Origin of the sequence: Carboxylicivirga litoralis (assembly GCF_025499605.1) — a bacterium.
Lineage (GTDB): Bacteria > Bacteroidota > Bacteroidia > Bacteroidales > Marinilabiliaceae > Carboxylicivirga > Carboxylicivirga litoralis.
In genome coordinates this window covers 52,053-77,853 of sequence record NZ_JAFMVC010000020.1, presented here as the reverse complement: position 1 = coordinate 77,853, position 25,801 = coordinate 52,053, and the positions used below count along the sequence as shown (strand labels likewise).

At 39.0% G+C, this 25,801-nt stretch carries 15 protein-coding genes and 1 tRNA gene; 10 read left to right on the top strand and 6 right to left on the bottom strand.

The window, feature by feature from the left end:
* Positions 1–38 precede the first annotated feature (38 nt).
* Together J1N10_RS16240 and J1N10_RS16235 are read right to left on the bottom strand one after the other, a co-directional pair.
* Positions 39–653 (bottom strand): phage integrase SAM-like domain and Arm DNA-binding domain-containing protein, encoded by a 615-nt coding sequence (locus tag J1N10_RS16240; protein ID WP_262327785.1) that lies wholly within the window; start codon positions 651–653, stop codon positions 39–41.
* Positions 654–966: 313 nt separating this feature from the next.
* Positions 967–1,040 (bottom strand) — tRNA-Arg (locus tag J1N10_RS16235).
* A 438-nt stretch (positions 1,041–1,478) separates the two neighbouring features.
* Here J1N10_RS16235 and J1N10_RS16230 point away from each other — a divergent pair.
* The 7 genes from J1N10_RS16230 to J1N10_RS16200 all read left to right on the top strand — a co-directional run bounded on the left by J1N10_RS16230 (position 1,479) and on the right by J1N10_RS16200 (position 16,995).
* Positions 1,479–2,375 (top strand): ABC transporter ATP-binding protein, encoded by an 897-nt coding sequence (locus J1N10_RS16230; RefSeq protein ID WP_262327784.1) that lies wholly within the window; start codon positions 1,479–1,481, stop codon positions 2,373–2,375.
* A 104-nt stretch (positions 2,376–2,479) separates the two neighbouring features.
* Positions 2,480–5,704 carry a golvesin C-terminal-like domain-containing protein gene (locus tag J1N10_RS16225; RefSeq protein WP_262327783.1) on the top strand — a complete coding sequence of 1,075 codons (3,225 nt, stop codon included), beginning with the start codon at positions 2,480–2,482 and terminating at the stop codon, positions 5,702–5,704.
* A gap of 22 nt (positions 5,705–5,726) precedes the next feature.
* Positions 5,727–7,202, top strand: a complete 1,476-nt coding sequence (locus tag J1N10_RS16220; protein ID WP_262327782.1) for a TolC family protein — start codon at positions 5,727–5,729, stop codon at positions 7,200–7,202.
* 35 nt (positions 7,203–7,237) lie between these two features.
* Positions 7,238–8,314, top strand: a complete 1,077-nt coding sequence (locus J1N10_RS16215) for an efflux RND transporter periplasmic adaptor subunit (RefSeq protein WP_262327781.1) — start codon at positions 7,238–7,240, stop codon at positions 8,312–8,314.
* Positions 8,315–8,453: 139 nt separating this feature from the next.
* Positions 8,454–11,540 (top strand): efflux RND transporter permease subunit, encoded by a 3,087-nt coding sequence (locus J1N10_RS16210; protein WP_262327780.1) that lies wholly within the window; start codon positions 8,454–8,456, stop codon positions 11,538–11,540.
* A 9-nt stretch (positions 11,541–11,549) separates the two neighbouring features.
* A complete protein-coding gene (locus J1N10_RS16205) occupies positions 11,550–16,265 on the top strand; it encodes an efflux RND transporter permease subunit (protein WP_262327779.1) in 4,716 nt (1,571 codons plus the stop codon).
* A 4-nt stretch (positions 16,266–16,269) separates the two neighbouring features.
* Positions 16,270–16,995: a hypothetical protein gene (locus tag J1N10_RS16200; RefSeq protein ID WP_262327778.1), complete on the top strand. Its 726-nt coding sequence runs from the start codon at positions 16,270–16,272 to the stop codon at positions 16,993–16,995.
* A 162-nt stretch (positions 16,996–17,157) separates the two neighbouring features.
* On the opposite strand, the gene J1N10_RS16195 is transcribed toward J1N10_RS16200, so the two are convergent.
* Positions 17,158–17,427: a DNA-binding protein gene (locus tag J1N10_RS16195; protein ID WP_262327777.1), complete on the bottom strand. Its 270-nt coding sequence runs from the start codon at positions 17,425–17,427 to the stop codon at positions 17,158–17,160.
* 259 nt (positions 17,428–17,686) lie between these two features.
* Between J1N10_RS16195 and J1N10_RS16190 the strand changes: the two genes are divergently transcribed.
* Positions 17,687–18,121, top strand: a complete 435-nt coding sequence (locus J1N10_RS16190) for a VOC family protein (protein ID WP_262327776.1) — start codon at positions 17,687–17,689, stop codon at positions 18,119–18,121.
* Positions 18,122–18,133: 12 nt separating this feature from the next.
* On the opposite strand, the gene J1N10_RS16185 is transcribed toward J1N10_RS16190, so the two are convergent.
* Positions 18,134–19,510, bottom strand: coding sequence for a sensor histidine kinase (locus J1N10_RS16185; RefSeq protein ID WP_262327775.1), 1,377 nt, complete (start codon positions 19,508–19,510; stop codon positions 18,134–18,136).
* Between the two features lie 181 nt (positions 19,511–19,691).
* Here J1N10_RS16185 and J1N10_RS16180 point away from each other — a divergent pair, with 181 nt between their 5' ends.
* A complete protein-coding gene (locus tag J1N10_RS16180; protein ID WP_262327774.1) occupies positions 19,692–21,023 on the top strand; it encodes a DEAD/DEAH box helicase in 1,332 nt (443 codons plus the stop codon).
* A 19-nt stretch (positions 21,024–21,042) separates the two neighbouring features.
* Complete coding sequence (locus J1N10_RS16175; RefSeq protein WP_262327773.1) at positions 21,043–22,023, top strand: diacylglycerol/lipid kinase family protein; 981 nt, start codon at positions 21,043–21,045, stop codon at positions 22,021–22,023.
* Positions 22,024–22,194: 171 nt separating this feature from the next.
* On the opposite strand, the gene yidC is transcribed toward J1N10_RS16175, so the two are convergent.
* Together yidC and J1N10_RS16165 are read right to left on the bottom strand one after the other, a co-directional pair.
* Positions 22,195–24,039 (bottom strand): membrane protein insertase YidC, encoded by a 1,845-nt coding sequence (yidC, locus tag J1N10_RS16170; RefSeq protein ID WP_262327772.1) that lies wholly within the window; start codon positions 24,037–24,039, stop codon positions 22,195–22,197.
* 21 nt (positions 24,040–24,060) lie between these two features.
* The gene (locus tag J1N10_RS16165) at positions 24,061–25,662 is read right to left on the bottom strand and encodes a CTP synthase (protein ID WP_262327771.1); all 1,602 of its coding nucleotides are present in this window, start codon (positions 25,660–25,662) and stop codon (positions 24,061–24,063) included.
* Positions 25,663–25,801 lie beyond the last annotated feature (139 nt).

The window sequence follows — 25,801 nt, the reverse complement described above, 5'->3', positions numbered from 1 at the left end:
TTTTTTTACTGAAAAACGAGGGTGGTCACTTTGAATCGTTACAAGGTGGTCACATTAAATCGTTTGAGGGTGGTCAATATGGCCGTTATTTCCATATGGGAGAGGGCTTTTAATCCGGACTCCAGCGGTTGATGACTTCTCATGAATGCTTCAAAGTCGCAAATGAACTGGTAATCTATCTGCTTGAGATAAATATCGTCAACCTTCCGTTTTTCATGAAGAAATAATCTCAGGTATTTGGCACTTGTTTTATAATGTGCCAGAGTGTGCTTGTTTAGAATATCTTTCTGAGTAATGTAATGATATTCGATAATGCTGGTTAAAGTGCGTGCAGTTTCAGTGTTTCCTAAAAAGGCATTTTTAATGGTCGTGGGGGTGATGAGTTTTTCCTTGTTACGAAAGTCTTGATAAATACTCTGAATCTTTGTTCTGATGTCTTCAATATGGCGATTTACCTGCCGATAATTAAACTGGCCATCGGATTTTACCCTTTCTTTTCTAGAATCCCATAACTTTTTAGGGCATTGTAGTTTGGTGGATAATTCCATTTTTTGCCTGTTGACTGTGATGCGCAGATAGATACCTGCCATTCCTGTAAGCTTGCTTTTTTGACGTACAATAAATTGTAATCCAAAGGTTGGTGTGTTGTTCATCGTTTTTGATTTTGGTGTGTTTTAAATGTGTTTGATTTCGAACAGACCTCCTTAGAGGTCACAGAAATTTCCAAACAGAACCAAAATCAATCAGCTATAATTATTTTTGACTTCCTTTGAAGTCCTTGCTGCATCTAATATAGCAAAAAATCTGTGACCTCACTGTTAAATAGAATGAAGAGGTCACGGAATAGGTCACAAAAAATATGTATTTGTATGCTTTGTTTTGAATTATTACGAAATGATTAAAAACAAAAAACCTTGCAAACTGTACGATTTGCAAGGTTTTGTACTATTTTGATAGCGTAAAAAGTGATCCCGGCGGGATTCGAACCCACGACCCACAGCTTAGAAGGCTGTTGCTCTATCCAACTGAGCTACGGGACCATCCTTAGTGCTTTTTCTCAAAAGCGATGCAAAGATAGTTATTCAGCTGTTTTAATCAAATATTTTGTAACCTTTTTGTAGGATTATAAATCTAATGAAAGTGAATGCAGGAGCTAATTACCAAAGATTCAATAAATAAAGAATATAGTAAAAAAAATATCGCCGGAAATGCCTTTGAATGTCGTCAACTAAATAGCAGCTTGTATAGACAGTTGTATATAAAAATTGGGTTGTGTTCATATTCGAACACTCTTAATGAATAATTGGAGAGCTGCATAAATAGAAAATAATAGAGCTAAAAAGTGTACGATATCGAACTTTTCATTATGAAATCGGACACTTAAACAGTTTGTTTATTTTTCTAAGCACTTTACAACTAGCGAAATGATTATATTGGTATGTTTTTAGTTTCATACCCAAAACCTAAACTCAAATATTTTGAATATTCAGATTAAAGACCTTAGTCAGATTTATAAAAATGATTTTAGAGCACTGAACAAGGTTAACCTCGAAATTAATTCAGGAATGTTTGGCTTGCTGGGCCCCAATGGTGCAGGTAAGTCAACTTTGATGCGCATACTCGTAACATTATTGCGACCAACCCATGGCGAAGTACTGGTGAATGGTATGCCCTTATCCAAAAACCGGTCGGAAGTCAGGTCGATGCTTGGCTACCTGCCACAGGATTTTCGTTTTTTTGCTAAGTTGCGGACCTGGGAGTTCCTTGATTATGCCGCTTCTTTGGCTGGCATTAAGCGAAAAAAAGACCGATTAGCTGCAGTTGATGATTTATTGGAACAGGTTGGTTTATTTGATGTAAGAAACCGGTATGCCAATAAGCTTTCTGGCGGTATGAAACGACGATTAGGCATTGCGCAAGCTTTAATAGGCGATCCTAAAATTGTAATTGTGGATGAGCCAACAACAGGCCTTGATCCTGAAGAACGAATTCGATTTCGTAATATACTATCCAACTTAAGCCAAAAGGAAGTGATAATTATTCTTTCTACGCATATCGTTGGTGATATTTCATCAACATGTCGTCAAATGGCGTTGCTTAACAGGGGGCAAGTACACTTTCAGGGCTCACCCGAAGATTTTATTAATCAATCAAGTGGGCATGTTTTTAAAACAAATGTATCGTTTGAACAGATGAAATTAATTAGTGAACAATACCCTGTTATAACGTCTGTTCCTGGTGCTAATGGTTACGAAATAGAATTTGTGGCGAATGAAGTTAATGGATGGGACACCACCATGGTAGAGCCTAACCTGGAGCATGCTTATGTATATTTTATGGAATATGTGGCTAACGAAAAATTCCAGTATCAATGATTTCATTTTTCAATATTTCAACTGTGGCTCGTTTCGAGTCAAAAACGCTCCTTAGGAGCTGGTTTTTTAGGATTTTCGCCATATTAATATTGGGATTTATTTTAATGTTCAACATATTTGGTGTTGCTGCAGTTGCGGATGGCGGTTGGCCTGGCCGTATACTGCCTTCGGGAGCACCTTATTTTAATATGTGGTTGCTCAATATTGCCCAGGCCATCATCGCTGTGTTTTTATCGGCCGATTTCTTAGGGCGTGATAAGAAACTGGATACGACAGAAGCTTTTTATGTGCGAAGCATATCTAATTTTGAATATGTGCTTGGTAAAACCTTTGGTGTATTAAAGGTTTTTGTGATTCTGAACGCTTTGGTTTTATTGAGTGCTCTCTTGTTTACGCTAATTGGAAATGAAGCATCTATCAATTGGACAACGTATATTATTTACCCTCTGATAATATCGCTTCCAACACTGGTTTTTATACTTGGCTTTTCGTTTTTTACAATGACCCTGATAAGAAATCAGGCGGTAACATTCGTGTTGCTGCTTGGCTTTATTGCTCTGTCATTGTTTTATTTAGGCAATAAATACCTTCGGTTGTTTGATATACTCGGCTTCTTTACGTCATTTATGCGTTCCGATTTTACAAGTTTTCAGGATGTCGTTGGATTGGTTCAGCATCGAATGTTGTATTTACTATTAGGGATTGTTTTTGTTCTGGCTACTATTTGGCGATTACCACGACTCGAACAACAAAAATTTAGCCGTCCACTATTGTTGATAGGAATGATTGTTCTGATGGGGACATCAGGATTGATTATTGGAAATATGCTTATTAAAGCAAACAATACCGATACACTTCAGCAACATATTACCGAATTAAACAAAAAGTTGCCATCGTCTGATTATGAAATAGATAAATATGATATAGAGTTGATACATCATCCAAATTCTATTGAATGTGTCACAAAATTAGAGCTTACTAAAATTCATAATGATGGAAAAGCATTGAAGTTGGTGCTCAACCCAGGTTTATCAATCACAAATTGTATTATTAATTCTAAACAAGTTGAGTATGTGCGCGATGCTCATTTGATATCAATCGATGCTAAATCGCTTCATTCTGATAAGTTTCAACTTGAATTGCATTATACAGGAACGATTGATGACGATGCGTTGTATCCGGATATAACGGAAGAAACCAAAATGGCTGAACATCGTTTGGATCCTCTTTTGGCTGGGAAGCAATATAGTTTTATACAAGCAAATTACCTGTTATTGACACGGGAAGCCTGCTGGTACCCGGTTATTGCAAACAAGCAATATTGGGTAAGCTATCCTTTTATTCCAATGGATTTGAAGGTTACAACAAAACCTCAATTAGAAGTCATTACACAAGGAACTCGCGATAGCTTAGGAGTTGGCATATATCAATTTACTGCCGATAAACCGCTTAATGCCTATGGTTTGATAATTGGTGATTATGAACGTCATACAACGCATGTAGACAGTATTGAATTTAACCTTTATCATCATAAGGATCATGGGTTTTATAAAGAGTACTTTACCGAATTAAACGACACTGTTCCGCTTGTGATTAAGAACATAAAAGATGATTTAGAACGTAAGCTAGGTGTCAAGTACTCGTTTAAGCGTTTTTCTGTGGTTGAAACACCAATTAACTTCTATAGTTACCTACGCAATTGGTCACTGGCCACCGAAAGTGTTATGCCCGAGATGGTTCTATTTCCTGAATCTGGTGGTGGCTTATGGCAGAATGATTTGGATAACGTTCGTAGAAGAATCGATAGAAGAACAGACCGTTCGAACGAGGAGCGTTCTGAAAAAGACCTTCAGGTAGAGGTATTTAAAAACTATGTTGGTGATAATTTCATTTCACCTTCTCGCTTTTTCTTTGGAAGGAGGCAAGAGGGTGAGCGCCATGTTGAGAACTGGGGACGCCATCAGGTATTTCCTTTGTATTTTTCATATACCAATAGGGTTGTAGAAGATGGATACCCTCTTTTGACAATCGCTATGGAAAACTACCTTCATCAGCGCATGAGTGAAACGCGTCGTCGCGATTTGGGTGGACTATCCAGCAATGATGAAGTGATTCTTAAACTGCGTAATAATAGCCTGAATAAGCTGATAGAGAAAGAGGATGTCAATACTTTAGGAAATGTGTTTGCATCTAAAGGAAGCCAGTTGTTCTCTAATTTAAAGGTTAATGTAGGCCAAACCACTTTTGATTCACAGCTTGATAAATTGATTGAGAATACACGGTTCGAAAACCTCAAGCTAACTGATTTTAATACAGAGTTAGGTGCCATTAGCAATACAAATTTTAATGAGACTTATAAAAACTGGTTGAATGAAAGCTTTAATGCTGCCTTTCTTTTTAGCTCGGTAGATGTTTACGAGGTCAAAGAAGGCAATCGTATCCGCTACTTTTTAAAGGTGACAGTAGCCAACAGTGGCGATGCAGATGGAATTATCAGCTTCACTGTTCGTGAAGGAATGCAGCGTGGCGGACGAGGACGATTCCGCTCTCGTTTTCAAATGGATGCAGAGCAGGATAATCAACAGAGTTATCAGCTTATGGCTGGTAAAACCTATGATATCGGGTTTTTATTAGATGAAGAACCACGGGATGTTACAGTTAATACTTTTTTGGCGGCTAATATTCCTTCTAATCAAACATTAACGCTAAATGATGTTAATCGGGATAACAAGAAGATTCAATTTTTTGAAGGATTACGTGAGTCTGGTAAAAAAATGCGATATAAGAATTCATCGGAGATAATTATCGATAATGAGGATGACGGTTTTAAGGTGAACAACACAGGTGAAAGCCGAACGGTTAAAGATTGGTGGGTGGCGATGCAAAATGAAGAAGAAGAGGATGAGACGTATAGTATGATTCGTTTTTGGAATCCTCCGGTTAGCTGGAAGCCGGTAGCCGGCGATCAGTTTTTTGGCCAATATCTAAAATCTGCTGTTTACAAACGAAAGGGCAGTGGCGAAGGGTATGTCAGTTGGAACGCTAAGCTGAATACTTCAGGTATGTATGAGGTATATGCCTATGTACCTAATGTAACAACACGTTTCAGGCGCCGTCGCGACTCTGATAACCGGGAAATCAACTATAACTTTACTGTTTACCACGATGATGGCGAAGAGCAGGTTAAAGTGATGGTTAATAATGATAATAATGGCTGGATGTACCTGGGAGAATATTATTTCTCGGAAGGTGCAGCCAAAGTAAAACTATCTGATGTTACCAATAACGAGTATGTGGTTGGTGATGCCGTTAAATGGGTAAAAAAATAACTTGACAATAATATTCCAATTCATGAAGAAGATACTAATTACCTCGGTAATAATACTGTTTGCAAGTTTGTCATTGGTTGAAGCGCAGCGCTTGATGACATTACCGCAGTCTGTTGAAGAGGCTCTGAAGAACAGTCCGCAAATTGTGCGTTCGCGACTGGGTTTAGAGCGAACACGAGAGCTGTTAAATGCACAACGTGCAGCTTTACGTTCAAATTTCAGGCTTAACCTAAATCCATATGTATATTCGAATAACCGACAATACGACGAATATAATCAACAATGGTATACATCGGAAAGTACTCAAAGTAATGGGACTTTAAGTATAACGCAACCCGTTATATGGACGGATGGAACAATCTCGTTAGATAATACATTTGGTTATCGCGATAATTACAGTACTTCATCGGCTAATTCATTTGAGGGATTCAGCAATAATTTGCGTTTATCAATCGATCAACCCTTATTTACATACAATCGAACCAAGATGACGCTTAAGGAGTTGGAGTTCGACCATGAAAATGCTAAGCTCAGTTATGCCTTGGAAGCTTTGAATGTTGAGCAACAGATTACGCAATATTTCTATCAGATTTACCAAAAACAGATGGAACTTATCACTTCAAGAGAAGAGTGGGAAAACCGGAAAAAAAGTTTTGATATTATTAGCAATAAAGTAGAAGCAGGCCTAACTGCCAAAGAAGAAATGTTGCAGGCTGAGTTGGATATGATGTCGAGTCAGTCTACCGTTCAGAACAATGAAGTGGAGTTGGAAAATATTAAGGATAACTTCAAGCAAATGATAGGTTTGCCATTGTCGGAAGAATTAATGGTTATCGCCGAAGTATCGGTGTTACCAGTAGATATTGATTTGAGTATGGCCACCAATTTTGCCTTAACTAACCGCATGGAAATACGTCAACGCCAAATAGATATTGAGACAGGTAAGTTTGAGCTGATTAAAACAAATGCAACCAATGAGTTTAAAGGTAATTTTAATGTGTCGGTTGGTTTATTTGGTGAAAGTGAAGATGTGAGCGGTATTTACGATAATCCAAACGATAATGAAGACGTGAGGTTTAGCCTTGAAATACCATTGTTCGACTGGGGCGAAAAGAAAGCACGCATGAGAGCTGCCGAGGCATCGTTAAAAACCAGTGAATACAATCTTCAGGATGAGCAAAAAAGCATTCGTTTAAATATTCGCAAGATTGACCGAAGTATTAAAAATACTTTAGTTCAGATTGATATTGCCCGTAAGAACGAGGAAAATGCCCAACTGACGTATGAAATTAACCTGGAGAAATATCGCAATGGGGATTTAACCAGTATGGATTTGAACCTATTCCAGAATCAGCTGACACAAAAGAAAAATGCCTTGACCAATGCTCTGATTAATTACAAGTTAGAGCTATTGAACATGAAGCTGCAAACACTTTATGACTTTGAACTACAGCGCAGCATCATCGATGATGTCATGAAATATGAAATGATACAATAAGCACCAAATACTAACTAAAATAAGAGACTACAGCCATGATATTTCACAAACAAACAATAAATTATTCAAAGCTCATCCTTTTAGCTTTGAGCCTTATTTCAATCGTTTCATGTCAAAACGAAGCATCTAATTTTAATACCGATGTGGCCGTTAATGTATCAGTACAGGAAGTGAAGCGTAAGCCCATTGAGCAAACATTAATTACAACAGGGTCGATAAAACCTGAGCTGGATGCTAACTTAAAAACAGAATTAGCAGCACATTATTACCTTCAGAAGAACCCACGTACGGGTAAGCTTTTTAAAATGGGTGATCACGTTAAAAAGAATGAGTTGGTTATCTTATTAAAAGACCAGGAATATACCAATAATGCCAATCTGCCTGGTGCCGAACTCGATATGGAAATATCGCAGATGGAATATGAAAAACAGCAGGCGTTGTATGAAAAAGGTGGCGTGACAAAAAGAGAATTGGTTAACTCGGAAAAGACGCTGTTGACATCGAAACAAACGTATGAAAATGCTGAATTAAGCATCGAAAAGTTAAGTATTCGTGCCCCATTTGCCGGGGTGATTACCGATTTGCCATATTTCTCACCTGGCATCAGGGTTGATAATGGTGAGGCGGTGCTGAGCATGATGAATTATTCAACGATGATGATGGATTTAAGCATGCCAGAGAATCTTTTGGGACAAGTGGAAACTAATCAGCAGGCCAATATCATGAACTATGCTTTACCAAACGATACGCTAAAGGGACGCATTACAGAACTATCACCTGCCATTGATACAGAAGCGCGTACGTTTAAGGGACGTATGAAAGTCAACAATCGCGATGAACTTCTCAAGCCAGGTATGTTTGTTAAAGCTGAAATTGTTGTTGACCAACGCGACAGTGCATTAGTAATTCCAAAAGATGTGGTGCTGACTGAAGGCAACAGAAAGGTGGTCTTTATCGCTAAGAACTCAGCAGCCCAAAAACGCTATATCCGCACCGGAATTGAAACATTAACCGAGGTGGAAGTGCTTGAAGGTATAAAGCCAGATGAACGATTAATTATCAAAGGTTTTGAAACGCTGAAGGATCGCTCAAAAGTGAAAGTAGTTAAGTAAATATTGACAAGATGTTGAGATTGATTTGTACATGTTAATAAACCGATGCTTATCTAATAGAAAATGGATAGTTATCGGTTTTAGCAATTAACGTGTACATAAGTGCTTCAGTCAACCATCATAAATCAAATATCAAAATATGAAAGCCATCTCACGCTTTTCAGTTAATTACCCGGTTACGGTGCTGATGATTGTTCTCGGCATTATTTTGCTGGGCTTTATTTCTTTATCGCGCTTAGGAACCGATTTATTTCCCGATCTGCAGAATCCGCGCATATACGCAGAAATTGTATCCGGAGAACGTTCTCCGGAAGAAATAGAGAAGCGCTTTGTTGAACAAGTCGAAGCTTTGGCCGTTCGTCAGAGCGGAGTGCTTAACGTATCATCGGTGAGTCGTGTAGGCTCTGCTATTGTAACCGTTGAATACGACTGGGGAAAAGACATAGATGAAGCGTTTCTGGATTTGCAGAAAGCGCTAACGCCTATTAGCCAGGAGGAAGATGTGGAAGAACTAAATATTACCCGTTTCGATCCTAATGCCTCTGCAGTTATCAAAGCAGCTTTTAGTAATGATGAAATTACAGATATGAATAGCCTGCGTAAGGTAGCTGAAAACTACATACGCAATGAACTGATTCGTATCGAAGGTGTGGCTGATATTCGTATCTCAGGAGAAGAAACAGCTGAAGTGATGGTGGTGGCCGACCCACATTTGTTAAGTGCCAATGGATTAACAACATCATCTATTCTGACTACAATAACAAATTTCAACCAAAATGTATCGGGTGGCTCCATCGAAGAAATGGGGCAACGTTACATTATAAAAGGATTAAGTTCATTAACAGCCTTGCACGATGTGGAAAATTTGGTGGTCAAACTCAACCAATCATCAAGTTCGGAGACCAACACTTCATCTTCTACGCAAGAGTCATCACCTGTGTTGCTAAAGGATGTTGCTAAAGTGAGGTTGGAGAACCGCGAACCAGAAAGCATTGTGCGCATAAATGGCCAACGTTGCCTGGGTATTTCTATCTATAAAGAAACACGTTACAATACAGTAGCAGCTGTTGAAAAACTGGAAGAAGCATTTGTTGATATTCAGCAACGATTACCCGGATACAAATTACAGGTGGTAAACAACCAGGGCGCCTTTATTCAAAGTGCCATTGGTGAAGTGGAAGAAAGTGCTTTGTACGGAATTATTCTGGCTGTTTTTGTGCTGTTCATTTTTTTGAGGCGCTTTGGCGTTACCTTAATCATTAGCCTGGCTATTCCTATATCTATTGTGGCCACCTTTAACCTTATGTATTTTAATGGCTTGACGCTAAATATAATGACTCTTGGAGGTCTGGCTTTAGGAGCTGGTATGCTGGTGGATAATGCCATTGTAGTGGTGGAGAATATCGTCCGGAAAATTGAAGAAGGCATTCCGGTTAAGCAGGCAGCTATTGAAGGTACGTCGGAGGTAGGAGGAGCATTAACGGCTTCAACGCTGACAACCATTGTGGTATTCCTGCCCATTGTTTATTTACACGGCGCATCAGGTGAATTATTTAAAGACCAGGCCTGGACTGTGGCGTTTTCATTATTGTCGTCGCTTGTAGTAGCTTTGTTGGTGATACCTGTGCTAAGTAAGTATGTATTCAAGAATGCAAAAAAACAGGTCGTTAAACCGAAAGAAAAAGGGTTTAAAACCTACAATGCTTTTTTAAACACAATGCTTGAAAAAAGAGCATTGGTTTTGATTGGTGCCATTATTGTGATTGTCTTAACAGCCCTAATTGTGCCGCGTGTTGGTAGTGAATTTATGCCCGAGGTTCAGTCCAACGAGGTTACTATTGAAACGGTATTTCCGGCAGGTACTTCCTTGAGCCGAACCGATGCAACTCTAAACCAAATGGAACAGATGGTGATGGATGCATTTGGCGATAAATTGAAATGGATTTATACACATGCAGGTCCCGAATCATCCGGAGAAACGGTGTCTACTTCGGAGCAGGGAGAAAATACCGGTTACATTAAACTAGTATTAAATGAAGATGTAAATGCTTCTTTTGCACAGATTGTTGCAGTTCTCAATGAGTTATACGGAGGCGTAAAAGATTTGGAAATGCGTTTTGTGCAGGAGCAATCGGCCATTCAAACATTATTGGGTACGAATGAAGCACCTCTGGTCATTGAAATTGAAGATAATAATATTGAGAATCTCGAAGAATCTGCTGTTATTCTGACAGAAGCCATTCGCCAGAATACGGAGATATACAATGTGAAAAGCTCATTTGAAGATGGTGCACCAGAAGTGAATGTGGTGATTGACCGGGTTAGAGCTGGTATTTTCAACCTGGATGTATCAACCATCATGAATAACCTTTCTGATTATCTGTCGAAAAAAGAGGGTGGTAGCATGGAGCTAAATGGTGAGTTAACCGATATTAAGTTGGAAACACCAGATGTCCGTTTAGACGAATTGGCTGACTTAAAAATATCTCAAGGCGACAAGGATGTACTATTATCTGAAGTGTCAACCATTTCGGTTGGCAAAGCCCCACGCGAAGTATTGCGTAACAATCAAAAACGTGTGATTCGATTAAGCGCCATGGTAGCGGATAAGCGACCTTTTGATCATTTTGTAGCAGATTTGGAGCAGTCAATCAATCAGATGCCTATTAATTCTACATCAACAGTTAAAATTCTTGGAGAAGAAGAAAAACGAAAAGATGCATTTGGAAACTTACAATTTGCTTTAATTCTGTCAATTGTTTTAGTGTACATGGTTATGGCATCGCAGTTCGAGTCATTCCTGCATCCGTTTACCATCTTATTAACCATTCCGTTGGCTGGTGTTGGTGCTGTTTGGGCCTTTTATTTGCTAGGACATACTTTTAACATAATGGCCTACATCGGTATTGTGATGCTGGCAGGTATTGCCGTGAATGACTCGATTATTCTGGTAGATGCCATTAATCAATACAAAAAGGCAGGACTAAAATTGAAAGAAGCCATTGTAGCTGCCGGGCAGCAGCGTGTTCGACCCATTTTAATGACGAGCTTAACCACTATTTTAGCCCTGGTACCATTAACATTTGGTTTTGGCGACAGTGCTTCATTGCGCGCACCAATGGCTATAGCCGTAATTGGAGGTTTGGTTACCTCTACCTTATTAACGCTGGTGGTTATTCCTTGTGTGTATTTTGTGTTCGACCGCTTTTTTCATTCAACCAAATAGCAGTAGACTATGAGAGAATTAATTAACCGTAAGGTGCTCGTCAGTATGCTGTTTGTGGCTTTAACGATGCTGGGAGTAATATCATATCGTCAGCTATCGTTTGAGTTAATACCTAATACTGAATACCCTTTACTCTTTGTGCGCATTCAGGCAAGTTCTGAATTAGATCCAAAGCACATGGAGCAGGAGGGAGTTATCCCGGTGGAGGGGCTGGTCAGCACATTGGAAGGTATTGAAAAAATTGAAACGCGTATTGGCCCCGGTCAGGCAATGATATTTGTTTATCTCACCAGGAATGTTGATATAAAATACAGCTACTTAAAGCTGGTGGAGAAAATTGAAGGAGCCTCCAATGTATTGCCAGATAATATGATGGCTCAGGTTTTCAAGGCCGATATTGAGCAGATGAACAGCCAGTTTATGACACTACAGATGCGCGGTGAAGGTGGGGTTGATCGCATCCGGAATATCTTTGAGCAGGATATTAAAGCCAAGTTGGAAAGCGTAGATGGGGTATCTTCCATTCAGGTATCGGGAGGCCGTCAGAAGTCGGTAGAAATCATCTGTCGTCAGGATGTATTGGATAGTTATGGATTGACAGCAGGCCGTATTCGGCAGTTGATTTCATCCGGACAAAATGAAAAATTATTTGCAGGAACTGTCGTTAACGGCCAAATGGAATATTACGTGACTGCAGAAGCCGATTATAATCACATTAGTGATATAGAAAATATTGTTGTTAAGTCGGAGGGGCCTGTTCTTTTAAAAGATGTTGCGCAAATAAACTTTAGCGTTAAAGAAGAAGATTCTTACAGTCGGGTGAATGGCATGGAATCCGTATCTATTTCCGTTGCCAAGGACGCCCAGGTTAATATGATTGATTTGTCCAATAATATCATTGATTTGATTGATGAAATAAATGACGAATACCAATCAAAAGCAGTTGAATTATCGGTCATTACCAACCAGGCCGAAACAATGGAAAGCAACCTTGACTCCATTATTGAATTAGCTTTCATCGGCGGTATATTGGCCATTTTTGTTTTATGGATTTTTCTCAATAACATTCCTTTGGTTGGTATGGTGATGTTATCGGTGCCATTGTCGGTATATGGAGCCTTTAACTTCTTCTTTGCATCTGATATTTCCATCAATATGCTAACGCTGGTAGGCTTAGCCTTGGCTATTGGTATGTTGCTGGATAATAGTGTGGTAGTGATGGAGAATATCTATCGTGTAGCTTCATCAGGTCGGTACAAAGGCGAAGAAAGTGTTGTGAGGGGAACCAAAGAGGTTTGGCGATCGGTAACAGCGGCTACATTAACGACCATCTCTGTTTTTCTGCCTTTTGTATTTTCGGAGGAGATGCTTTTGCGCGAGGTTGCCAAGCATATTAGTGTGTCGATTGTATCAACACTTTTAGTGTCGTTGCTGGTAGCATTGATATTAATTCCCATGTTGTCACATTTGTTTTTATCGGGCATTGTTCGTCATAAAATAATTGCGTTAGAAAAATTGGATTTGCATAACCGATTGGTCCAATACTATATCCTTTTGTTAAAGGCTACACTGCGACGTCCTGCAGTTACTATTATTGGAGTCATGCTTGTTTTCTTCGTGGTGCTTATTTTAAGTTTGGGCGTTAGTATGGCTTCACAGGAAGAAGTAGAGACAACCGAATTCAATATCAGTGTTGAAATGTCGGCTGGCTCCATGCTGTCAAACACCGATAAGGTTGTACGCGAAATAGAATCACGTTTAGAAGACGTAGAAGAGAAAAGGGATGTCGTTGTGCAGGTTTATGAAGATGAAGCAACAGTTTCTGTTATTCTAAAAGAAGACTATAAACAGATAGCCAAGCGCTCTATTCCTGAAATCAGGGCGGATATTCAGGAGCGTATCAGTGAAGTTGAGGGAGGAGAGATTAGCTTGTCGCAAAGTTCAACTTCTGCTATGGGCGGCTCAGGTGGTTTTGGTTCTAACCCAGGCTTGGGTATGATGATGTTTTTGGGTTTGGGCGAACAGGAGGAGAAAGTAGTGATAAAAGGGGAGGACTACGACCAGATGTTATTGGTAGCAAATGACATTAAATACTACCTCGAAAACAATATTGATAATCTGGAACGAGCTCGTATATCAACCGCCAATAAACGTCCTGAAATTCATCTGGGAATGGATGCTTATCTGATGGGATTATTAAATATTTCACCATCCAATGTGGTATCAGAGTTATTTACCTTTCGCTCCGAAGTGAGTTCCGGAGGTGAATTGAAGGTCGATAATGAGACTTACGATATCATCATGAAAACTGTAGACGATGATCAGCTGGATGAGATTCCACCTAAAACAATGGAGGATTTACAAAAGTTGAATATCACCAATAACCAGGGGGCTATTGTGCCATTACGCGATTTTTCTGAAATCAATTATGCTTCTGGTCGTACTGAGATTAATCGTGTTGACCAGGAGAAGCAAATTGAGGTGACCTACCGCTTTTCAGATGAAGTCAATAATTCAAATACATTGCTGGAAGATGCTCGTTTGCAAGTGGATGAGCTGGTGGCTTCTATTCCAGTATCTTCTAAGGTATCATTAAAGGTGGTTCATGAAGAAAACATGTTTGCAGAGTTTAAGTTTTTAGGGTTGATAGGCCTTCTTTTGGTATTTATGATTCTGGCTTCGGTATTTGAATCACTAACGGCGCCAATTGTGATGTTGTTTTCGGTGCCATTGGCGGCCATTGGCTCACTATTGGCCTTGGTATTAACTGGTAATTCATTATTAAACTTCAATACGTTTATCGGCTTCCTGATATTGTTGGGTGTGGTTGTTAACAATGGTATTTTGCTGATTGATTATTCGCGGCAGCTACGACGAGAGGGCTTTAAGCATTCGCGTGCATTAATGTATGCAGGTATTTCGCGAATTCGTCCAATTACGATTACGGCCATCACAACCATCATTGCCATGTTGCCTTTAGCCATGGGAAAATCGGAGTATGTAGGTGTTTTGGGCGCCCCATTTGCTATAACTGTTGTTGGTGGTTTAAGTTTCAGTACTTTACTAACGTTGGTGTTTATGCCAACCTTTGCCTTTGGGTTGGATTCTGCGCTTAATTGGATTCGTAGTTTACACTTTGGCCTACGCTCATTAATCATTGGCTGTTGGTTAGGAGGTAATACATTGGTTTACTTTTATTCAGATTCATCATTTGCCTGGCAGTTATTATACGGTGTGTTGATTATCAGTGGAGTTCCTGCTATTGTTTACTTTATTAAGTCATCGTTACGAATGGCTAATGCCAGTGTAGTGGCTCAGGATGAAGACGTAACTATTTCTATTCGAAATTTGGTGAAGGTTTACGATAGGGATAACCGTTTTACCAGAGAATATAAATCACGACGAAATAAACAAAAAGAGATAGAGCAACATAAACAGTTTTCTCGCGAAAAGTTTATCAAGCAGTTAGTTTGGCAATTGCCATTGCTTGGTTTTGCTATTTATTATACCTGGTGGTACCTCGATTCTGAAATTTGGGGAATGCTATTTACCATATTGAACTATTTCTTATTTATTCGAATATTTGATGATTGGTTTTTAATTCGCATTAAAAATAGAGAAAACAAGAAGCAATATTTACTTCGATTAAGAAGGGTGATACAATTAGTTTACCCAGTGTTTGGTGTCGTATTATTTGTTTTCAGATGGGATGAATTGCCATTGGCTATCATTGTCGGTGTATTATGGTATTTACTATTGATACTCACACACTCGGGTAAAAAGTTAAAGCAAGATGGTGTTAATATTGAACGTATTACCGGACGCTTTGCGGCCTGGCGTCGATCGTATTATCGTTTGCTTCGCAGCATACCAGGCATTGGCAAACAAAAAACGCCTTTTAAAGCTTTGAAAGGTATTTCTCTTGAGTTTAAAACAGGTATGATTGGATTACTTGGTCCTAATGGAGCCGGCAAAACAACACTGATGCGTATCATTTGTGGTATACTCGAACAAAGTTATGGCAAGGTATATATCAATGGATTAGATACCGAAGAAAAACGTGAAGAGTTACAGGGAATAATCGGGTACCTGCCACAGGAATTCGGCACTTATGAAAACATGACCGCCTACGAATTCCTGGATTATCAAGCAATCGTTCGGGGTATTACTGATGCCGAAATTAGAAAGGAACGACTTAAATATGTATTGACATCAGTGCACATGTGGGATAGAAAAGATGGCAAAATAGGCTCTTTCTCTGGCGGTATGAAACAACGGATTGGTATTGCCATGATTTTACTTCACTTACCAAAAATACTAGTGGTAGATGAGCCAACTGCAGGATTAGACCCACGGGAGCGTATTCGATTTCGTAACTTATTGGTAGAGCTAAGTCGCGAACGCATTGTATTATTCTCCACACATATTATTGAAGATATTTCAAGCTCGTGTAACCAGGTGGCTGTTATGAGCAAAGGAGACCTTAAATATTGGGGTGTGCCAAGCGAAATGGTCAATATAGCCAGTGACAGAGTGTGGCAATTTGATATTGAAGCCGATGAATTGGAACAGGTAAGCAAAGAGCACCTGGTTGTGCATCATATGAATGATGGTAATAAAATCAGAGTGCGATGTATTGCCGATGAAAAGCCAGATGAAAGAGCAGTTGGTGTGAGTGCTGTGTTGGAAGATGCTTATATCTGGTTGTTAAAAAACAAAAAGTAAAAACATGCAGAAACAAAATAATACAATTGCAGCAAAAACCAGGTTGACTCTGCAGTTTGTCAGATACAACCTGAAGATTGTTTTTGGTAATAAGTTTATCTATTTTCTGGGAGCTTCATTGATATTTTATCTATTAATCACATCCATCAATTTATTTGCATCCGATTCGGTAAGCATTGAAGGGGTGTATTTTCAATTGATGTTTCCGGCATTTCTACTCATTTTCTTTCCAACTACCTATGGGATACAAAACGATGAAGATGCCCGAATATTAGAAATACTTTTTGGCATACCGAACTATCGCTATAAAATATGGCTGGTTCGATTAGTAATGGCTTTTTTTATGGTGTTTTGGTTTATCTTCTTAATGGCCAATTTAAGCAGTGTTTTATTAATCAATGTACCTGTTTGGGAAATAACCCTAAGGTTAATGATACCAGTTTCTTTATTTGGTATGTTAGGCTTCTTTTTTAGTACAGTTGTGAAAAATGGTAACGGAACAGCAGTTATCGTTGTTATAATTGGTCTGATCGTTTGGTTATTCTCAGAGTTTTTAGCAACTAGTCCTTGGAATATCTTTTTAAATCCCTTTGAATTACCATCGGGCATGAGCGAAACGGTGTGGGCTAATGTTGTATTAAAGCACATGCGTACCTGGCTAATTGTAGCCCTTGTTGCAGGTTTGTGGGGTTTGCTCAACCTGCAGCATCGCGAGAAGTTTATAAAGTAATAATCGGGTTAGATTAAAATTAAACAGCTCAGATTTTATGTCGAACTCGTGTTGATACAGAAAGGGTAGTATCTTTATTCGCAAAATAACAAACAAAGGTGTGAGACTTAGTAATAAAAAAAAAGCGCCATCAGGCGCTTTTCTCGTATGTTGTGTTATACATTAACTTTGTGCAACAGGCTTTTCGCCTTCAATAATGTTGCGGGCCATTTCCAGGATAGTTGAGTCATCCAATTCTACAATTCCGCCGTCGGGTCCTTGCTCAAGATGTATCCCTACACTCTTCCCTCGATCATAGTTGGCACCGCCAAAGTAATTTCTTACTGTTTCTACGTCGAGGTTCAACTCTTCAGCAATTGTATGAATGCTTCCATCAGGCAGACTATCCTTAATCTTCCTGAGTTGATTAAATGTGATTGTTGTTGTACTCATATTGAAAAGGTTTAATAGTAAATATAAGTCTGTACTAAAAATAGGAAATTAAATCGAAAATTAAAATTTAGTTGATGTTAATTGTTCTTAAGTGCCTGCAATTGAACCTGGATTTAACTGCCTATATGGAGAAATTTTTATGCTTGGTAATTTGAAGTGAGTAAATGATAGGTAACGATTATAGTTGATTGGATTATTTATTCAGATATCATTATTTTTAATCTATCTAAATAAAAATACTAATTCTTAAATTTAAATTATGGCAACGATTAATCCTTACATCAATTACAATGGAAATTGTGAAGAGGCATTCCTTTTTTATCAAAGTGTTTTTGGCGGCGACTTTGAATATATGGGGCGCTACAAAGATATGCCATCTGAGGAACCAATGGCAGAGGAAGAGGCCAATATGATTATGCACATTTCATTACGAATCAGTAAAGAAACGGTTTTAATGGGCAGTGATACACATGAAGCTTTTGGTCCTCCGTGTGAGCTGGGCACTAACATCTCAATCTCTGTCAATACCGATTCAGAGCAGGAAGCCGAAACTCTATTTACAGGCTTATCGGCAAGTGGGCAAATAAATATGCCACTCGGTAAAACTTTTTGGGGTGCATATTTTGGAATGTTAACCGATAAGTTTGGTATTAGTTGGATGGTGAACTATGATTATGAGGAAAAGGATAAATGAATCGGCGCTGGATTAATTGGTGGTTTCGTTAAGAAAAGGTGCTTTTTGTGTTTGCAATGGCAGTGATACAGTAAACACAGAACCTTTGTTGAGTATTGATTCAACCGATATCGTCCCACCCAATGCTTCAATAATACTTCGCGAAATGGCCAGTCCCAATCCTGTTCCATCTATAACAGTATTTGGATTGGCTATTTTAACAAAACGATCAAATATATGCTCCATATCATCGGGATGAATGCCAATGCCCGTGTCACTAACACTAAACAGAAGCCTTTCGTCGCACATTTCAAAGCCGATAGATACATGACCCTTTTCGGTGTATTTAATGGCATTATTAATCAAGTTAATCAATACTTGTTTTAAGCGGGTTTCATCAGTTTGAAAATTGATATCGCAGTTGGTTTGCATTGGTACAAACAATATATCAATTGGGGTATGGTTGATTTTATAAACCTGTTGGATATCTTGCATGAAAGAACACAGATTGACAGTCTTAATATGGTATTTAAGTTGTTGAGATTCTATCATTGAAATATCTAATATGTTTTCAATGATATTAAGAAGATATTGACCATTTTGATTGATTGTGTATAAGAACTGATCCCTTTCTTTGGTATTTCTGTACATACCCTTTTGTACAATCTCTGAAAATCCACTAATAACATTTAATGGTGTTCGCACTTCGTGGCTCATATTTGCCAGAAATTTTGTTTTAAGTTCGTTGGCTTTATCAGCCTCTTTTTTAGCTTTCGCAAGCTGTTTTATTTTTTCTTTTAAACTATTTTCAAGAAGGTTGTGTCGGGTAATGTAGTTGTTAAGACCGTGCATCAACACCGAAAGTGGGATAGAAGTGATGGAACAAATCACTAGTGAATTTATGGTAATTGTTATCCATGTGGTGGTCGAATAGGGTAAATAGGTTACAGTATCGAACCAGTTTGAAGCTAAACCTACGCCAATAATAGTTGAAAAAACAATGTGAATAACAAGGCCAGCAATAGTTCCTTTAAAGCCAAGCAGGATGGATGCCAAAATAATAAAACCTAAAAAATAACTAAAACCAGCCCCTCTTGGACCCGCAATAATAATTAAAAGAACCCCCAGGATAAGCGGAAAACTAATAAGGAGTATGGTTTTGATTTTGAGTGTAAAAGGATTTTTTAACCACAAAAACAATAAAAGTCCATAAACGATTGTATCTGCAATTGTTATGGATATTAAATTGTGTTTGATACTTAAATAGATGCCAAAAACATAAGCAGGCAATCCGGTTATTGATATGATAAAAACGATACTTCTATAAATTCGTTCTCGCCAGTAAAATAAACCATCACTTTCCTTAAATTCCTTTGCTTCAAGCTGATTCTTAACCCATCCTCTAAACATAGCAGTACGTACGGATAAAGCTCTAAAAAGTTATTAAAATTGAGGTTAATCGGATGTTAAAGTTAGGTTGACACTTGCTAATTGTAGGCTTATACGAAACAGATTTTTTAAAATCAATATTTATTTGTCGCATATCTGCTCGAAAGCCATTACTTTTGCAGCACATTAAAACAAGTTGATTTTGAAATTTAGCGAATTAAATATAAATACCGTTCTTCTTAATGCGCTGGAAGATCTGGGTTACAGTGAAGCTACTCCTATTCAGGAAAAAGCTTTTCCGGTTATTATGTCTGGTAAAGACGTTGTAGGTATTGCACAAACAGGAACAGGTAAGACGTTTGCTTATATCTTGCCAATACTACGTCAGCTAAAATTTTCACAGCAACGTCATCCTCGCATATTAGTTTTAGTACCAACACGTGAGTTGGTAGAACAGGTGGTGGGAGAATTTCGTAAGCTAACCGAATACATGAGTGTTAGAATTGGTGGTGTTTATGGCGGTACTAACATCAATACTCAAAAAGAGTTGGTGTATGCTGGTTTAGATGTATTAGTGGCAACACCTGGTCGATTAATAGATCTGAGCCTGACCGGTGTTTTACGACTGAAGCATATTCAAAAACTGGTGATCGATGAAGTAGACGAAATGCTTAATCTGGGGTTCCGTTCGCAGTTGGAGCAAATTCAGGAGTTATTACCCGATAAACGCCAGAATTTAATGTTTTCGGCAACCGTGACAGATGATGTTGAAAACCTGATAAATCAATGGTTTTATAACCCGATAAGAGTCGAAGTAGCGGCTACAGGGACACCATTGGAGAAAATATTTCAATCGGGGTATATCGTTCCCAACTTTTACACAAAACAAAACTTACTGGTTCATTTGCTGAACGCTGATGAATCCATGGATAAAGTATTGGTGTTCGTTCAGAGCAAAAGCATTGCTGACTTATTATTCGATCTTCTATCTGCCGATTTCCCGGATGAGATTGGGGTCATACACTCCAATAAATCACAAAACTTCCGTTTCAGAATGGTGGAGGAGTTTTTGGAAGGGAAGAAGCGAGTACTGATCGCTACCGATTTGATTGCCCGAGGAATGGACATCAGTCATGTGAGCCACGTTATTAATTACGACTTACCCGAAACAGCCGAGTCGTACATTCACCGTATTGGCCGAACAGGACGTGCCGATGCTGATGGTTTATCCATTGCTTTTGTCACTGAGAACGATGAAGAAATTTGGACATCTATTCAGCGCCTGATGAAAAAGGATGTTAGCCTTGACCCGATGCCCGAATGTGTGAAGGTAAGCGAGCGATTACTTGAGTCAGAAAAAGAGGTGTTGGCGGGTATGAAAGTGATTAAAACTCCTAAGATCACTGTTCAAAAAGGCACTGCTTTTCATGAAAAGAAAGAGAAAAATAAAAAGACCAACCAGGGGGGCTCTTACCGTCGTAAGTTAGCAGCCAAATATAAAAAGCCCAAAACAAGAGGGCAAAAGAGAAAATAAGCTGATGTAATCTCCTACTATGAAGAATCGTGTTTTATTTATTATCAACCCCATTTCAGGCATAGGCAAGCAACGCACCGTTGAACAAGCAGTTGAAAGTGAAATTGACCATGAAAAGATAACTGTTTCTATTGCCTATACCGAATATGCTGGTCATGCGCGCGAATTAGCGGCTGACGCGGTTGGTAAATCTGACGTGGTTGTTGCTGTAGGCGGCGATGGAACGGTTAATGAAGTTGGATCGGCATTGATCAACACAACAACAGCATTGGCTATTATTCCTACCGGATCGGGTAATGGGTTGGCGAGGTTTCTTGATATTCCTTTGCGTGTTAATCGTGCTTTGCAGGTCATTAATCATATGGTGGTTAAAGATATTGACACGCTTCTGGTTAACGATCAGGTGTCGTTAAACGTGGCTGGTATAGGTTTTGACGGCCACATTAGCCATAAATTTGCCAAACTTAAAAATAGGGGACCTGCCGGTTATATGCGCTTAATCACCAGTGAATATGCCAAATATAAGTCCTCGGTGTATCGCATCTCAATTGATGGTAAAACCTATGAACTGCCTGCTTTTATGATAACACTGGCTAATTCGTCGCAATGGGGCAATAATATCCATATTGCACCCCAGGCAAAAATTGACGATGGGCTTATTGATGTTTGCATTATCAAAGAGTTTCCGATATACGATGGTCCTTCGCTGTTAATTAGTATCCTCGACCAAAGTGTTGACCAACGCCGTTATGATGTTGTAACGAAAGCCAAACATATTGTCATTGAAAGCAATAACAAACTGATTGGTCACCTGGATGGAGAACCGATTGAACTGGGCAAGCAGGCCGAAATAAAAATAAAACCGCTTTCACTTAGGGTGATTGTGCCACCAAAAGACTTCCGTAAAAACCTGCTGGATCCTTTAATGGAACTCAAGGAATTACTACCTCCTTTGCCAACTATACCAGGTATCCCCAAAATCAGGGGCGAGAGGGAGTAGACTTCCCGTCGCTGATGAAGTATTTCCCATCGCGAAAGTAACTGAATAGAATATACATGATTTAGGGAAACGCAAACTGGCATACATGACTCGCAAAGTTGATAAAAGACTTTTCAGAAAAAAAGCCGTTCTGCAAATGCAAAACGGCTTTTGTATATCTGATAACTTCCGTTACTTTTTCTTTCCCTTTTTAGCTGCCTGAGCTTGTTGCTTCTGCATGTCTTCTAGACGCTGCTGGAATTTAGACTTCTTAACAGGCTTCTTCTTATTGGCATTCAACTTAGCTAATAACGCATCCTCATCCACAAAACGACGGATTAATAAGGTCTGTCCAATGGTAATCAAGGTTGAGATAAAATAGTAGTAACTCAAACCTGATGCATAGTTGTTAAAGAAGAACAAGAACATCACCGGCATCATGTACATCATACCTTTCATACCAGGCATTTGCTGACTGCTTTGTGTCATTTCCTGGTTAATCTTGGTGTAAACAATGTTGGTAATGGCCATCAACAAACAGAATAAGCTTACATGGTCGCCATAGAATGGAATTTCAAATGGTAACTGGAAGATGGAATCATAAGACGATAAATCTTCAGCCCACAAAAATGCTTCTCCGCGTAATTCGATTGACGCTGGGAAGAACTGGAACATGGCAAACAGGATAGGCATTTGTAGCAACATCGGTAAGCATCCCCCCATAGGGTTAACACCAGCTTTGCGGTACAAGGCCATGGTAGCTTGCTGGCGCTCCATTGCTTTTTCCTTTGGTATCTTATTGTTAATCTCTTCAATCTGTGGCTTCAATACCTTCATCTTAGCTGTAGAAACATAAGACTTGTAGGTAAGCGGGAAGAGAATAAGTTTAATAAGAATGGTCAACAACAAGATGATTAAACCATAATTTCTGATAAAACCTTCGAAGAAGTGGAATACTTCAATAACACCAAGGTTAATGTAGCGTAATGGTCCCCATCCTAAGTAAACTAACTGACGAAGCTGATATTCTTCTTCATAAGGTTGAAGCTCTTTAAAATCATTAGGTCCAAAATAGAAATGAAAGCCTAAGTTATCGTTACCTGTGTAAGGCACGTTTAACTGAGCCTTAGCATTCATAATTAAACGCTCATTTTTGTCTTCAGGACCTTCAGTCGATACTTCGCCACTTAAAAAGTTGTCTTTGGCAATAAATACAGATGAGAAGAACTGGTCTTTAAAGGCGACCCATTGTACTTTAGTACTTAGTTTTTCAGTATCAGAGCTGGCTGCATTAATATGGTCAACATCTTCCTGGGCAAACTTAAAATACACACCTGATCGCTGACGCTCAAAATCAGGTGCTTTCTCCTGAGCATCCATACGCATGTTCCACTCAAGCCCCAGTGAACCAGTGCTTGTAGTCATGATGCTGCCCATATCGCGTGTGGTGATATTGAAATCGGCCATGTAACTGTTGTCTGGTAATTCATACGAGAACACCATTTCACCTTCAGCGGCCTTGATAACAAAATCGGCTTTATTAGATGACGATTTGGCTACATTAAAAAATAAGTCGTTGGTGTGGAAGTTACGGTTGCTGTGCGTAAAGTAAAAACCAAAGCGGTTTTGATCGCCACTCATTAGTTCAACCGGGTTGCCTTCAAACGTGTTGTATTCTTTTAATACAACAGAGTAAATACGTGCTCCTTTGGTTGATATCTTAATTTTAACCAGGTTATTCTCTAATGTTACAAACGACTGCTGACCCTCAGAGGCCTCAGCAAATAAACCATAACGGCTTGTTTTTTCAGCAGCGATCGTAGACGAGTCTTTTGTTGCTTCAGCTTTTTGGGCCTGTTGCTCTTTTACGAGAGCCGCTTGTGCCTCAGCTTCAGCACGCGTTTTTTCTACCATTGCAATAGAGTCACGGCGGTGTTGCTGTTGAGCCAATTGCTCTTCCGATGGTTTGTTAATCCACCAGAAGAAAGCCAGAATAACGGTGATTAGTATAATTCCGGTTATCGAATTTCTATCCATTTTATTTTTTTGAGTGTTAGATTATTCTTGAATTGCAGCTTTAATAAAAGCCATAAAAATTGGGTGTGGTTTTAAAACGGTACTACTGTATTCTGGGTGAAACTGAACACCAACAAACCACTTGTGTTTTGGAATTTCCATAATTTCAACCAAGCCAGTGTCGGGGTTGCAACCAGCAGCTTTCATACCCGCTTTCTCGTAGGCTTCCAAATACTCATTATTGAACTCATAGCGGTGGCGGTGACGCTCTTTCACGTCGGCTTTACCATATGCGTTAAAAGAGTTACTGCCTTCTTTAAGATTACAGTCGTATGCTCCTAAACGCATGGTGCCACCCATATCAGTTACATTTTTCTGATCCTCCATTAAGTCGATGACCGCATCAGGTGTGCGCTCGTTCATTTCACGCGAGCTAGCATCTTTAAGGTTTAATACATTGCGTGCATATTCAATTACAGCACACTGCATACCAAGACATATTCCTAAGAATGGAATGTTGTTTTCACGCACATATTTAATGGCTGATAATTTACCTTCAATACCACGATGTCCAAAACCAGGTGCCACTAAAACGCCATCTAAGCCATTCAGTTTTTCTGCCGCATTCTGGTCGTTTAATTCCTCTGAATGAATTAACTCAACCTTGGTTTTACGGTCGTTGTAAGTACCTGCATGATTTAATGCTTCAATAATTGACTTATAGGCATCGGCTAACTCAACATACTTACCAACTAAACCAATCTTAACAGTTTTTTCGGCTTTGTACAATTTATTAAGGAAGCCTTTCCACTCTTTTAATGCCGGCTTTTTATCAATAGGTAAATCAACTTTCTTCAAAACGATTTCATCCAATCCTTCTTCCTGCATTTTAACAGGTACTTCATAGATGGTTTTTACATCTATTGATTGAATAACGGCTTTGCTGTCAACGTTACAGAATAACGCCACTTTACGGCGGATATCCTGCGAAAGCTCATGTTCGGTACGCAACACCAATACATCGGGTTGAATACCGTTTTCAAGTAATTGCTTAACGGAGTGCTGCGTAGGCTTTGTTTTTAACTCGCCCGAAGCATTTAAGTAGGGCACCAGTGTTAAGTGAACAACGGCAGCATGATTGCCCAGTTCCCATTTTAACTGACGAACAGCTTCAACGTATGGCAAGGACTCAATATCGCCCACCGTACCACCAATTTCAGTAATGACAAAATCATACTTGTGCTTTGAGCCCAGTAATTTGATATTGCGCTTAATTTCATCGGTAATGTGCGGGATAATCTGAACCGTTTTACCCAGGTAGTCACCTTTACGTTCTTTATTAATGACGTTTTGGTAAATACGACCGGTGGTAACATTGTTGGCCTGAGATGTAGGAACATTCAAAAAACGTTCGTAATGACCTAAATCCAAATCCGTTTCGGCCCCATCTTCTGTTACAAAACATTCTCCATGCTCATATGGATTTAATGTTCCTGGGTCAACATTTAGATAAGGGTCTAGTTTCTGAATGGTTACTTTATAACCTCTTGCTTGTAATAATTTTGCTAATGAGGCTGAAATAATTCCTTTTCCCAATGAGGAGGCAACACCTCCGGTTACAAATACATATCTTGTTTCCGGCACAACAATAGTTTTATTAGTTTCTGATTACTCAATACGAGTCCTAAAATTACAAGCTACAAAGGTAGAAAAATACCATAAAAATCGACCAACTTCTTTTTAAATTAATCAGGATGTGTTTCTTATTAGTATTCGCTTAATA

What these genes read in the sequence shown, in the direction of transcription:
- J1N10_RS16185 (WP_262327775.1), bottom strand. Translation starts at nt 19,510, where the DNA reads ATGTTTAGAGGATGGGTTAAGAATCAGCTTGAAGCAAAGGAATTTAAG.
- J1N10_RS16175 (WP_262327773.1), top strand. Translation starts at nt 21,043, where the DNA reads ATGAAGAATCGTGTTTTATTTATTATCAACCCCATTTCAGGCATAGGC.
- J1N10_RS16215 (WP_262327781.1), top strand. Translation starts at nt 7,238, where the DNA reads ATGATATTTCACAAACAAACAATAAATTATTCAAAGCTCATCCTTTTA.
- J1N10_RS16190 (WP_262327776.1), top strand. Translation starts at nt 17,687, where the DNA reads ATGGCAACGATTAATCCTTACATCAATTACAATGGAAATTGTGAAGAG.
- J1N10_RS16205 (WP_262327779.1), top strand. Translation starts at nt 11,550, where the DNA reads ATGAGAGAATTAATTAACCGTAAGGTGCTCGTCAGTATGCTGTTTGTG.
- J1N10_RS16210 (WP_262327780.1), top strand. Translation starts at nt 8,454, where the DNA reads ATGAAAGCCATCTCACGCTTTTCAGTTAATTACCCGGTTACGGTGCTG.
- J1N10_RS16200 (WP_262327778.1), top strand. Translation starts at nt 16,270, where the DNA reads ATGCAGAAACAAAATAATACAATTGCAGCAAAAACCAGGTTGACTCTG.
- J1N10_RS16195 (WP_262327777.1), bottom strand. Translation starts at nt 17,427, where the DNA reads ATGAGTACAACAACAATCACATTTAATCAACTCAGGAAGATTAAGGAT.
- J1N10_RS16220 (WP_262327782.1), top strand. Translation starts at nt 5,727, where the DNA reads ATGAAGAAGATACTAATTACCTCGGTAATAATACTGTTTGCAAGTTTG.
- J1N10_RS16240 (WP_262327785.1), bottom strand. Translation starts at nt 653, where the DNA reads ATGAACAACACACCAACCTTTGGATTACAATTTATTGTACGTCAAAAA.
- J1N10_RS16225 (WP_262327783.1), top strand. Translation starts at nt 2,480, where the DNA reads ATGTTCAACATATTTGGTGTTGCTGCAGTTGCGGATGGCGGTTGGCCT.
- yidC (WP_262327772.1), bottom strand. Translation starts at nt 24,039, where the DNA reads ATGGATAGAAATTCGATAACCGGAATTATACTAATCACCGTTATTCTG.